Origin of the sequence: Magnetospirillum sulfuroxidans (assembly GCF_018224925.1) — a bacterium.
Classification (GTDB): Bacteria; Pseudomonadota; Alphaproteobacteria; order Rhodospirillales; family Magnetospirillaceae; genus Magnetospirillum; species Magnetospirillum sulfuroxidans.
In genome coordinates, this window is the sequence record NZ_JAGTUF010000021.1 from 1 (window position 1) to 12,373 (window position 12,373).

13 protein-coding genes are annotated in these 12,373 nt (G+C 62.3%); 2 read left to right on the forward strand and 11 right to left on the reverse strand.

What is annotated here, in order from left to right; translation table 11 throughout:
- Window positions 1–294 (forward strand): hypothetical protein (locus KEC16_RS16365; RefSeq protein ID WP_211550901.1); only part of this gene is annotated, 294 nt, incomplete at its 5' end.
- 72 nt (window positions 295–366) lie between these two features.
- On the opposite strand, the gene KEC16_RS16370 is transcribed toward KEC16_RS16365, so the two are convergent.
- Complete coding sequence (locus tag KEC16_RS16370) at window positions 367–969, reverse strand: DUF4337 domain-containing protein (protein WP_211550903.1); 603 nt, start codon at window positions 967–969, stop codon at window positions 367–369.
- 216 nt (window positions 970–1,185) lie between these two features.
- Between KEC16_RS16370 and KEC16_RS16375 the strand changes: the two genes are divergently transcribed.
- Complete coding sequence (locus KEC16_RS16375) at window positions 1,186–1,842, forward strand: 3'-5' exonuclease (RefSeq protein ID WP_211550905.1); 657 nt, start codon at window positions 1,186–1,188, stop codon at window positions 1,840–1,842.
- Between the two features lie 124 nt (window positions 1,843–1,966).
- Here the strand turns inward: KEC16_RS16375 and KEC16_RS16380 are convergent, their stop codons facing one another.
- The 10 genes from KEC16_RS16380 to KEC16_RS16425 all read right to left on the reverse strand — a co-directional run bounded on the left by KEC16_RS16380 (window position 1,967) and on the right by KEC16_RS16425 (window position 12,293).
- Entirely contained in the window at window positions 1,967–3,124 is a 1,158-nt protein-coding gene (locus KEC16_RS16380) for an iron-containing alcohol dehydrogenase (RefSeq protein WP_211550907.1), read from the reverse strand.
- Window positions 3,125–3,135: 11 nt separating this feature from the next.
- Window positions 3,136–4,593, reverse strand: coding sequence for a succinate-semialdehyde dehydrogenase (locus tag KEC16_RS16385; protein WP_249209261.1), 1,458 nt, complete (start codon window positions 4,591–4,593; stop codon window positions 3,136–3,138).
- Window positions 4,594–4,612: 19 nt separating this feature from the next.
- A complete protein-coding gene (locus KEC16_RS16390) occupies window positions 4,613–5,056 on the reverse strand; it encodes an acyl-CoA thioesterase (RefSeq protein WP_211550909.1) in 444 nt (147 codons plus the stop codon).
- Between the two features lie 12 nt (window positions 5,057–5,068).
- Window positions 5,069–6,223, reverse strand: coding sequence for an iron-containing alcohol dehydrogenase (locus KEC16_RS16395; RefSeq protein WP_211550911.1), 1,155 nt, complete (start codon window positions 6,221–6,223; stop codon window positions 5,069–5,071).
- On the reverse strand, window positions 6,220–6,888 hold the full coding sequence (locus KEC16_RS16400) for an ABC transporter ATP-binding protein (RefSeq protein ID WP_211550915.1): 669 nt from the start codon (window positions 6,886–6,888) through the stop codon (window positions 6,220–6,222). Before KEC16_RS16400 ends, KEC16_RS16395 begins: the two co-directional genes overlap by 4 nt.
- Window positions 6,885–7,673, reverse strand: coding sequence for an ABC transporter ATP-binding protein (locus KEC16_RS16405; RefSeq protein ID WP_211550917.1), 789 nt, complete (start codon window positions 7,671–7,673; stop codon window positions 6,885–6,887). Before KEC16_RS16405 ends, KEC16_RS16400 begins: the two co-directional genes overlap by 4 nt.
- A complete protein-coding gene (locus KEC16_RS16410) occupies window positions 7,670–8,614 on the reverse strand; it encodes a branched-chain amino acid ABC transporter permease (protein WP_211550919.1) in 945 nt (314 codons plus the stop codon). Before KEC16_RS16410 ends, KEC16_RS16405 begins: the two co-directional genes overlap by 4 nt.
- Complete coding sequence (locus tag KEC16_RS16415) at window positions 8,614–9,564, reverse strand: branched-chain amino acid ABC transporter permease (protein ID WP_249209262.1); 951 nt, start codon at window positions 9,562–9,564, stop codon at window positions 8,614–8,616. Before KEC16_RS16415 ends, KEC16_RS16410 begins: the two co-directional genes overlap by 1 nt.
- A gap of 67 nt (window positions 9,565–9,631) precedes the next feature.
- A complete protein-coding gene (locus KEC16_RS16420) occupies window positions 9,632–10,954 on the reverse strand; it encodes an ABC transporter substrate-binding protein (protein ID WP_346344115.1) in 1,323 nt (440 codons plus the stop codon).
- Between the two features lie 25 nt (window positions 10,955–10,979).
- Window positions 10,980–12,293, reverse strand: a complete 1,314-nt coding sequence (locus KEC16_RS16425; RefSeq protein ID WP_249209263.1) for an ABC transporter substrate-binding protein — start codon at window positions 12,291–12,293, stop codon at window positions 10,980–10,982.
- Between the last annotated feature and the right edge of the window lie 80 nt (window positions 12,294–12,373).

Here is a 12,373-nt window from a genome sequence, read left to right on the forward strand (position 1 = left end):
ATAAAAGCCCGTGCCGCTTCGAGGCCGAAGCTGCATAGACAGAGAAACGCTCTCCACTCTTTCCGGGCAAGTCCAGTGACGGATATGGTTTTCTTGAATGCCGTCATGACGGAACTTAAAACAAAAAATATCTACATCGCCGAGGCTGGAATTAACAACGTCCCTGGAATTATTGCGGATGTCCGCGGTTATGCCTGGGCCAATGCCTACCCGTGCTATCTTTCGCGGCTTAAAACCCGGGGGATATCAGCCTATACAAGCGACCCATCCACATGCCCTTCGGCCACGCCCTAACCAAATCCCCATGCGTTTCACGCACGGGGATTTGACATGAGGCACGGCTTGCCTTGTCCTGCGCGTCGCCTGTTAAAGGAAGGGAAGCTCAAGGAACAAGGTGTAGGCATCGACCAGCAGAAATAAGCCCATTCCACCGGTCACATAGCTGCCCAACATGATGTATCGCAGGCCGGTAATCAAATATACCGACATTAAGACGATGGCGATCTGAAACAATGTTTCGGAAAAGTCGAAATACGGATCGATTTTAACGGATTCACTGTGCTGATCAGAGAATGCCTTGGCTTGTTCAAGCAGTTCTTTTTTGCCGTCATTTTCTTTCGGGTCGGATTCGTAGCGCTGAATCGTGGCCTTGTACTGATCGATCTTGGCTTGAACTTCCGCACGGGCGGCCGCCGGCATGGTGGGTTGGGTGACCAGCATCAGATTCATCTGATCGACGCTGATCTTGTATAAAGTTTGCCGAGCATTCTTGGCTTGGAAATAATTATAGGTATCACTCATTTTGATGACGGATGTCATCATGTCTTCACCATTATTGCCGCCGCCGAGGCCGCAAACGGCAAGAAGAACAGCCAGGAATGAGATGTAAATGGCATTCCATTTGCTGTTTTTGCTGTCGCCAAGCTCTTCAATTTTCTCTTGAATCTCGCCGACATCGACGCCTGCCATGATGTATCTCCGTGTTTTTGTTTGGTTGAAGGGAAGGGTTTGGCATAATTTCGGCATATGATAGATGAATAAGTGAAGGCGGGAAACAGGGGGTTGGTGTACCGGCTTAAAGCTGTGGCGACGCCTGAAACATATGGATACGGTGATTCTGCCGTGATCGGGGCGGCAGGCAATCTGTTACAGTGCGGACCTACGCCAATAAGGGGGAATGAGGGCATGCTGACATTGGACGATCTGGCGGATGTCGGGCGCATGGTCGCCATCGACGCCGAAACCACCGGGTTTCGCATTCCCGGCGCGGCCGAGATCAAAAAAATGCCCAAAGGGATGAAACTGCCCGGCATTGTCATCGAGATCGGCTGCCTGGAAGTGCTGCGCGACGGTGACGGCTGGAAGACCGGGGAAAGCTGGCAGCGCCGGATTCAGCCCGGCGGCCCCATCGCCAAGGCCTCGATCGCCATCCATGGCATCACCCAGGCGGATTTGAAGGATGCCCCGCTGTTTCGTGACGTTCTTGATGAATTCGAGGATTTCATCGGCCAGGATGTCTTGCTGGCCCATAGCGCCGTCAACGAAATGGATTTCCTTAATTTCGAATATGCCCGCGTTGGACGCTGCGGCTTCGACGAGGTGATCTTCGGCAGCAGCGATTTCGTCTGCACGCAGAATTTGTCACGGCAATTTTTTCCCGGCGTTCCCGGATCGCTGGATGTTTTGTGTGATCGGCTGTGGATCGACCGCTCGGATCGGTTCCAGCATCACGGCGCCTTGCTTGATGCCATGTTGACCGCCGAAGCCTTCATCAAGATGAGCGGCGGGTTCGTCCAAGACGATACCCGCTCGGTCAGCTTCGGCGGTCCTTCTCAGGGATAAAGGCGGTTTTTACCGCCCGGCCAATGAACTGATCCGTTGGATCAGTTCATGCCGAGACGGCCGGCTCAAATGCCGCTCGGGCTTGCCGGCAGCCGGAACGGATCATTTCAAAGGGCGGCCGGGATTACAGCACCTGACGATACAGTTCGCACACATCGGCATGGCTCATCGGCCGGGGATTGGTGGCGATCAGACGCTGGATTTGCGTCACCACTTCCTCGGCCATGGACGGGATGTCGTCGGCGGTGACCCCCAGAGCGGACAGCCGGGTTTCCAGCCCGCCCCAGCCGGCCATGGCTTCCATGGCGGTGACGAAGGCTTCGGCCGCCGCCGCCGGGGTGGCGAAGCTTTGGCCGGGCAACAGGCAGGGGGCCAGTTGGGCGTACAGGCTTTCGGCCGCCGGCAGGTTGAAGCGCAAGACCGGCCCCATGACGATGGCGTTGGAATGGCCGTGCGGCACATGGAAGCGAGCCCCCAGCGGATAGGCCAAGGCGTGGATGGCGGCGACCGAGGCATTGACGAAGGCCATGCCGCCGAGCATGGAGCCTTCCAGCATGGCGGCGCGCGATTCCAGATCGCCGCCATTGGCCAGCACGCGGGGCAAGTGGGTGGCCAGCAGCGCCAGCCCCTTTTGCGCGAAGCAATCGGCCATGGGGTTCTTGCGGGTCCGGCTGGTAAAGCCTTCGATGGCGTGAACCATGGCGTCCAGGGCGGTGGCCGCCGTCACCTTGGCCGGCATGCCGACGGTCAGTTCGGCATCCAGCAACGCGATATCGGGCAACAATTGCGGCGTATAGACCGCTTTCTTTTCGTGCGCTTCGTTGGTGACCACCGAGACCCAGGTGACTTCAGAGCCGGTGCCGGCGGTGGTCGGCACCTGGATCAGCGGCAACCGGCCGCCGATGGCCATGTCGGTGCCGAAAATTTCGGTGATACCTTGCGTCGAGCGGGTCAGCAGCGCCACCACCTTCGCCGTGTCCAAGGACGAGCCGCCGCCCAGACCGATGATTCCATCGGCCTGGGACTGGCGGGCAAAAGCCACGGCGGCTTCAACCATGGCCACCGGCGGATCGGCGGCGACCTTGTCGAACAGGGCGGGGCTCAACCCGCCTTGGTTCAACACGGTCATGGCCCGTGCGGCGATGCCGCACCCGACGATGCCGGGATCGGTGACGATCAGCGGCCGGGTGATGCCCAGATCGGCGCACAGGCTGGCCAATTGCGCCAAGCCGCCGATCTGGGAGATAATCCGCGGCGCGGTGCGGAAGGTAAAAGCCGTCATGGCGTCTCTCCTTACTTGATGCCGCCCAGGCACAGATACTTGATTTCGACGAAATCATCGGTGCCGTATTTCGAGCCTTCGCGGCCGATACCCGATTCCTTGACGCCGCCAAAGGGGGCGACTTCGGTCGAGATGATGCCTTCGTTGATGCCGACGATGCCGTATTCCAACTGTTCGGCCACCCGCCACACCCGAGCGATGTCACGGGCATAGAAATAGGCGGCCAGACCGAATTCGGTGTCGTTGGCCATCCGCACGGCCTCGGCCTCGGTCTTGAATTTGAACAGCGGCGCCACCGGGCCAAAGATTTCCTGGCGAGCGACGTCCATGTCAGGGGTGACCTCGGTCAGGATGGTCGGTTCGAAAAAGCCGTGGCCCAGGGCGTGACGCTTGCCGCCCAGCACCACCTTGGCCCCCTTGGCCACGGCGTCGCCGATCAGGCGTTCGACCTTTTCCACCGCGTTCTGGTTGATCAAGGGGCCTTGTTGGCTGTCGCCGCCCAGGCCGGGACCGACCTTGAACGCCGCCACCGCCGCCGCCAGCTTGGCGGTAAAGGCGTCATAGACGCCTTCTTGCACCAGCAGACGGTTGGCGCAAACGCAGGTCTGGCCGGCATTGCGGTATTTCGAGGCCAAGGCCCCTTGCACGGCGGCATCAAGATCGGCGTCGTCGAAAACGATGAACGGGGCGTTGCCTCCCAGTTCCAAACTGACCTTTTTCACCGTGTCGGCGCATTGCTTCATCAGCAATTTGCCGACCTGGGTCGAGCCGGTGAAGGACAATTTGCGCACCAGCGGGTTGCCGGTCAGTTCACCGCCGATGGCGGCACCGTGACGGGCGGTGACGACGTTGAAAATTCCCGCCGGCACACCGGCCCGTTCGGCCAGCACCGCCAAGGCCAAAGCCGATAACGGCGTGTCTTCCGCCGGCTTGACCACCACCGGGCAACCGACGGCCAGGGCCGGGGCGCATTTGCGGGTGATCATGGCGATGGGGAAGTTCCACGGCGTGATGGCGGCGACGACGCCGATGGGTTCCTTAAGGACGAGGATGCGCTTGTCGGCGCCGTGGGCCGGAATGGTGTCGCCATAGACGCGCTTGGCTTCCTCGGCGAACCATTCAAGGAAATTGGCGCCATAGACCACCTCGCCGCGCGCCTCGGCCAGCGGCTTGCCCTGTTCGGTGGTCATCAGCACCGCCAGATCGTCGGCATTGGCCAAGATCAAATCGTACCATTTGCGCAAGATGTTGGCGCGGTCCTTGGCGGTCTTGGCCCGCCAGGCCGGCCAGGCGGCATTGGCCGCGGCGATGGCGCGGGCGGTTTCAGCCGCGCCCATGTCGGGCACGGCGCCGATCAGGCTGGCATCGGCGGGATTGGAGACCGGGAAGGTGGCGCCGGAATCGGCGTCCACCCAGGCGCCGCCGACATAGGCTTGGGCGCGCAACAGGGACGGATCGGAAAGCTGCATGATCGAATGTCCTTGGGGGTCAGGCGTGAGCGGGAAGCATCAGGGTTTGGAGCGCGGCGCGCATGGCGTCGGGCACCCGCGTCGGTCGGTTGCTGGCGCGGTCCACATAGACGTGGACGAAATGGCCGGCGGCCGAGACGGTATTGTCGTCGTTGCGGAACAGCCCGACCTCGTAGCGGACCGAGCTGTTGCCCAGATGGGCGACGCGCAAGCCGGCTTGGACGACGTCGGGAAAGGCGAGCGAGCTGAAATAGGCGCACGAGGTTTCGATGACCAGACCGATCACCGTGCTGTTGATGTAATCCAACAGGCCTTGTTCAATCAGCCACTGGTTCACCACGGTGTCGAAATAGCTGTAATACTGGACGTTGTTGACGTGACCATAGACGTCGTTGTCCATCCACCGGGTGGGGATGGGCAGGAAGTGGGCGTAATCGGCCCGCGTCTCGTTCTTGGCGGCCATGAAAGGGCTTCCTTAATAGACGGATCGGTACAAGGCCAGGGCATCGGCCTCGGTGACGTCGCGGGGGTTGTTGATCAGCAGGCGCTGAATGGCCATGACGTCCTTGGCCATCATCGGCAGATCGGTCTCGCTGACGCCGACATCGCGCAGGCGCTGGGCAAAGGGCATTTCCGCCACCAACGTGTCCATGGCGTCGATGAAGGCGTTACTTGCCTCGGTGGCGGAGGCGAAGACCTGCCCGGGCAGGATGATTGCCGCCAATTTGGCATAAGAGCGGCGGGCCACTTCCGCGTTGAAGCGCAGGACCGGCACCAGGACCAGGGCGTTGGAATGGCCATGCGGGACATGGAAATGCCCGCCCAGCGGATAGGCCAGGGCGTGAACGGCGGCGACCGGGGCGTTGGCGAAGGCCATGCCGGCCAGCATCGAGCCTTGCAGCATGGCGTTGCGGGCATCCAAATCGCCGCCGTCGGCGATGACCTTGCGGATGTTGAAGAACAGCAGTTCCAGCGCCTTGATCGCCAATCCGTCGGAGAGCGGGTTTTTCTTGTGGCGGGTGGTGAAGGCTTCGATGGCGTGAACCATGGCGTCGATGCCGGTCATGGCGGTGACCGCCGCCGGCAGGCCGGTGGTCAAGGCGCCGTCCAGCACGGCGATGTCCGGGTACAGCAGCGGCGAGACCACACCCTTTTTTTCGTGGGTGGGGGTGGTGACGATGGCGATGGGGGTGACCTCGGAGCCGGTGCCGGCGGTGGTCGGCACCTGGATCAGCGGCAGGCGCGGCCCCTTGGCCAGACCGATGCCATAGATGTCGGGTAAGGCTTGCGGATTGCCGGCCAGCAGGGCGACCAGCTTGGCGGTATCCAGCGACGAACCGCCGCCCAGGCCGACGACGCCGTCGATGCCGGCGGTGCGGGCGCTGGCGACGGCGGCATCGACCGAGGCTTCCGGCGGGTCGGCCTGGACGTCGGAAAATACCTCGACGGCGACCTTGGCGGCAGCGAAACCGTCAAGCACCGGGGCAAGGATGCCGGCCTGAACCAGCCCCTTGTCGGTGACCAGCAGAACTTTGCGCAGGCCCAATTCGGCGGCCAGCGTCCCCAGCTTGGCGGCGGCGCCGGTTTCACAGATGATGCGCGGCGTGGTTTCGAAAACGAAATTGGTCATGGGTTTTCACTCCCTGATGTGCCGGCGGTGACGACGCCGCGTTCAATGCGATAGACGCTGTCGACCAGATCGGCGGAATGGACGGCATCGGATTCCGACAAGATCACCGACAAACCTTCCTGGCGCAGCCGGCCGATGACCTCGGTCAGGCGGCGCGACAGCACCGGGGCGACGCCCTCGAACGGCTCGTCCAGCAACAGCAGGCGGCGGCCGGGCATCAGGGCGCGGGCCAACGCCACCAGCTTTTGCTGGCCGCCGGACAATTGCAGGGCGCGGCGGGCGCGGAAATCGGCGACCTCGGGCATCAGCCCATAAATCCATTCCAGCCGGGTGGGAAAATCGGCCAAACCGTTGGCCCAGGCCGGCAGCAGGATGTTTTCCTCGACCGTCAATTGCGGGATCAGCCGTCGGTCTTCGGGCAGATAGCTGACCCCCATGCCGGCGCGGCGGTGGCCGGGGACGGCGGTGACGTCGGTGCCGTGAATGGTGATGGCTCCGGATTCCACCGGCAACAATCCCATGATCGAGCGCAGCAAGGTGGTCTTGCCGGCGCCGTTGCGGCCGACCAGACCGACCATGGCGCCTTCGGGAACGTCAAAGGCGACGTCGCGCAGCACCGGGATCTGTTCGATGCGGACGTTCAGGTTGCGGACGCTGAGGGTCATGCCTTGCTCCTGCTTTTTTCGCTGGCGGGGGCGCCGTGGCCGTGGCCGATGACCAGTTCGCGCACGCGGTTGTCGGCGAACACCTGGGCCGGGATGCCGTCGCTGATGATTTCGCCGCTATAAAAAGCCAGGACGCGGCTGACATAACGCTCGACGATTTCCATGTCGTGCTCGACGAACAGCACGGTGACGCCGTGATGGCGAACGGCGCGCATGACGGTATCCATCAGCGGGAACTTTTCCTCGACCGACACGCCCGAGGTGGGTTCGTCCAGCAACAGCATGCGCGGCGTGCCGATCAGGGCCATGGCGATGTCGATCAGCTTGCGCGCGCCTTGCGGCACGGCGCTGACCAGGGAATCACGGAACCGTTCGACGCCGAATTCGGTCAAGATCTCGTCGGCCTGACGCAGGCGCGCCGGGGTGGAGACCGGATTGAGGAACGACGGACGCGGGCTTTCCGCCGCAACTAAGGCGATCAGCATGTTTTCCAACACCGACAGCTCAGGGAACAATTGCGCCACCTGGAACGACCGGGCCATGCCCATGCGGATGATCTTGCGCGGCGCCTTGCCGATCAAGGTATGGCCTTCGAAGCGGATGTCGCCCGATGATGGCGGCAGATAGCCGGTCACCATGTTGATGAAGGTGGTCTTGCCGGCGCCGTTGGACCCGATGACTCCGACCACTTCGCCCGCTTCGATGCGAACATTGATGTCCTTGGCGGCGATGACCGCGCCGAAGCTGCGGCACAGGCCCTTGGTTTCAAGAATGGGGGTGCTCATGCCTTGACCCTCCGGTTGCGGCTGACCAGGCTCCACAGGCCCTTGGGCAGGAAGATGATGATGCCCAGCAGCACCAGGCCCAGGATCATCTGCCAGGTGTGCGGGGTGAACTCGATGGCGTAGGTGCGGACAAAGGCGAACAGCACGGCGGCGACGAAGGGCGCCGCCACATGCATGGTGCCGCCCAGCAGGGCGATGAAGACGAATTCGCCCGAGGTGGTCCAAAAAGCCATTTCCGGGTCGATATGACCGGTGGCCAGGGCGGTCAGGCCGCCGCCCAGCGCCGATACCGCCGCCGCCACCAGATATTGCGCGTACAAGATCCAGCGCGGCGACAGGCCCAGATACTCGACACGGATTTCGTTCTCGCGGATCGCCTCGCACACCCGGCCGATGCCGGCATGCTGACTGCGGTACAAGAACAAGGCGCAGGCGCAAGAGACCACCACGGTCAGGATGTAGACGGCGATCTTTTGATTGGCGCCGTCGAAGGTGACGCCCAGATAGGACACGCCATGGACGTTGAAGCCGTCGGTCGAGCCCAGGGTCTGGCTTTTGACCAGGACGCCGAACAAGATCATCGACAAGGCCAGGGACAGCATGGCGAAAAAGATATCGCGGTAGCGGGTCATCAGCAGGCCGATCACCGCCGCCAACCCGACCGAGGCGACCAAGCCCAAGGCCAACAGGGCAAAGGCGTCATGGATGCCCAGCAGATTGCCGCCCAGGCCGATGGCATAGCCGCCGACGCAGAAAAACAATCCCTGGCCGAACGACACCAGCCCGGCGCGCATCTGCACGACGACGCCTTGGACCACCAGGGCCTTGGCCAGGGCCAAGGTCAGGATGAAGGTCAGCCAATGGGGCAGCACAAAGGCCCCGGCGACCAGAATGGCGGCGGTGGCGATCAGCCACAGCCCGGTTCGATCGATGTAGGTCATCAGATTTTCCTTGCCACGGTGCGTCCGAACAGGCCTTGCGGGCGAACCGCCAGGACCAGCGACATGACGCCGTAAATGACGAACAGCTCGATTTCAGGAGCCAGATGCACGGCCATGGATCGGGTCAGACCGACCAGCAGGGCGCCGACCACGGCGCCTTCGATGCTGCCCAATCCGCCAACCACGACCACGGCGAAGGCCAAGACGATGACCTCGACGCCGATGCCGGGCGAAACCGAGATGGACGGCGCGGTCAAGGCGCCGGCCAGGGCGCCCAAGGTGGTGCCGACGATGAAGGTGCCGGCGAACATCAGGCGGACGTTGACGCCCATGGCGACGGCGATTTCGCGGTCATGGATGACGGCGCGCAGCACCTTGCCGGTATGGGTGCGGTTGAGGACGAACCAGCACAACCCGCCGACCACCACCGAGGCGCCGACCAGGGCCAGATCGTAATTGGCGAAGGCCAATTCACCGATCATCGAGCGTCCGAGCAACGAATAAGGCTGATAGGTGAAATAGGGATCAACGCCGAAGACCAGCTTGGTGGCGTCTTCCAAGATCAGCAGCAAGGCATAGGTGACGATCACCATCAGCAATTCGTTGCGCTTGTACATGAAGCGCAACAGGCCTTGCTCGATGACAAATCCGACCACCAACCCGGCCAGCAAGGCGCAGCCGACCAGGATGGCATAGCTCCAATAGGGGTTTGCTTCGCCGTTGCTCGAGAAGTACCAGCCGACCAAAGAGGCGGCGCTATAGGCGCCAATGGCATAGAAGCTGCCATGGGCCATGTTCAGGATCCGCATGACCCCGTAGATGACGGTCAGGCCGGCGGCGACCAGGAACAGCCAGGATGCGTAGATCATCCCGTCCATCAAGATGGCGTAAAAGGTGGTCATGTCGGTTAGTCTCCGCATGCGGGCAGGGGGCAAGGCCCCGACGTTCATGCCTTATCCTTCGGCATGTTGGCCGGGTCCTGGGGTGGGGGACGGCAAGCCGCCCCCCGCTATCAGGTTAGTTGCCGCACTTGGCGCCGGGGAAACCGGCCTTGATCCACTCGGCGGCGGTGGTGCCGTCGGGCGGGGTCACGCAATCGCCGGCATAGGATTTGACGTTGGCGAGGCTGGCCTGCTTGGTCTTGGCGTCATAGCGGTATTCGCCATAGCTGATGCCTTGCAGGGCCTGGTGGCCGTTGGCGCGGGACATGGCGACGGTGCCCGACACCGATTCGAAGGTCAGGTTGGTGAAGGCGTCGAGAACCTTTTCCTTTTCCGGCACGATGCCGGTCTTGCCGGCGGCGGCCTTTTCGGCGGCGGCCTTCAGACCCAGGATGGCTTGGGCCATCTTATAGGCCGGATAGGACGGCGCCATTTCGACTTGGGCGACATAGGATTTGTGGAACCATTCCGACAATTCGTTCTTGGGGGCGAACGCGCCGAACGGACCACGGGCACCCAGGATCAGGCCGTTGGGGGCCTGGCCCTTGAGACGGTCAAGCGCCGATTCGCCGCAGGTCAGGATGGCGGCGCTTTTGTCGAACAGGCCGCGGGCGGCGCCCTGCAGAACAAAGGCTTCCATGTCGCCACCCCAGAAGCTGGTGTGGATGACGTCGGGCTTGGAAACGGCGATGGCCGAAATCTCGGCGCCGTACTGGCCCTGGAACAGCTTGGGGAATTGTTCGGTGGCGATCTTGGTTTCCGGCTTCAGCTGAGTCAAGGCGGCGCGGAAATCGGCCCACGAATCCTGGCCCCAGGCGTAGTTCTGCTGAATGCTGGCCACGGCCGAGGTCTTGCGGTTGGTGTCGACGACATAGCGGGCGGCGCCGATATTGTCGATGGCGGCATCCAGGCCGGTGCGGAAGACGTAGCGCGGAGTCTTGTTTTCTTCGAACAGGCGCGAGGTGCCGCAATCGAACATGACGGTGGGAACCTTCAGTTCCTCGGCCACCGGCGAAATGGCCAGGCAATCGCCCGACGAGATATAGCCGACGACGGCATCGACCTTGTGGCGTTCGGCCAGATTGCGGAATTCTTCCACCTGCTTGGTGGCGCCGCCGTTTTCATCGATGACGACGGTTTCGATTTCCAGGCCGTTGATGCCCTTTTGGCCGTAAGGACCGGGAACCTTGCCTTCGTTCAGAGCATTGATCAGCAGTTTGGCGCCATTGATGGACGGTACGCCGAACGGCCCGGCGGCGCCGCCGGACAGAAAGGTGACGACGCCAAGGCGGAATTTGCCGTTCTCAGCCGCGACGGACGGGCTGGCGACGGCGGTGATGGCGGCGGCGGCAATGGTGGCGACGGCCATGGGCCGAACGATGTGCTTCAATCTTTTCACGAAGACCTCCCAGTCTAGTTTGCTGTCATTCGATAAGTTCAACCGCCCCGGCGGCCTTGGCGCGTCGAGAGCGGACCAGTTCGGGCAAAGGACGCAAGTCCTCGGCCCCATAGACCGTCCATTTGCCCAGCATGACCTTGGCTGGTGGATAGGCCGTATTGGCCACCACTTCGCCCACCGCTTGGGTCTGGACGATCTGGTGGGTGTCGGGATCAATGAACGAGTTAAAGCCGTCGGGATCCTCGGGCAGGTGCAGTTCCAGGCCTTCCAGCGCCGTGATCACCGCCCCCATGTCGGTGGCGCCGCCGGCTTTGGTGACGGCGCGGGCGATGGCCATGATGCCGCTATAGGCGCCTTCGGCGGCGTAGGTGGGGAAACGTCCCTCGGCCTGGCGGAAGGTCTCGACGAAACGGCGGTTGGTGTCGGTGTCCGGCCAGTTGTTATGGTGGCGGGCCGACAAGATCAGACCCGGCGGCGGCTTGTCGCCCAGGGACAACATGACCTCGTAATTGCCGCCGGTATCGAAATTGGCCAGGCGGATGCGGGTGAAGAAATCGGTGGTGCGCGCTTGTTTGAGAAAGGCGACGAAGTCGCCGCCCCACAACGAGGTGACGACGATGTCGGGCTCGGCCTTCAACATGGCCTGGATATAGGCGGAGTAATCCGGCTCGTATAATTTCGGCCAGAACATGCCGACGCTTTCATAGCGCACGCCCAAATGTTCCAGATTGCTTTGGAAGTCGCTCCACGACACATGACCGTAATCATAATCGGGGCCGATATAGGCCAGCCGCTTCCACCCGGTCTTTTTCTGCAATTCAGCCAGATAACGAGCGCCAGCCGCCATCGAGGTATAGGAATCGTTGCTGACGCGGAAATAATAAGGGTGCAGCCCTTCGATGGTCAGCCGCGACGAAGCGTGATCGGTGCCGACCATCACCACCTTGTTCTTCAGCGCCACCTTGCTGACCGCTTGGGCGACGCCGGAACTGACCATGCCGCACAAAAAGCGGGCCTTGTCGTGGGCGATGAAATCCTCGGCCATGCGCACGGCATAAGAGGCTTTGGAGCGGTCGTCATCGACGATCACCCGCAGACGCGGGGCATCGGCTTCGGCGGCCAGTTCGGCCAAAGCCAGCTTGATGCCGGCGACACTGTCCTTGCCGTAGATGGCGGCGCGGCCGGTCATCGGGTACAGGCAGCCGATGGTGACTTGCGCCTGGGTCGCCGGCAAGCCCAGCTCGACACGGGCCAGCGCCGGCGCGGACCACGTCCCGCCGATGATGCCAATGCCAAGACAAGCGATTGCCGCGCCACGGCGCGCACACGAATATGCCAACAAGACGACCTCCCGATGTCCGGTTCCGTTCGATGATCGGCCCGGCGCTTTTGGAACCAGGAAGCGCAAAGGCCGTGCCA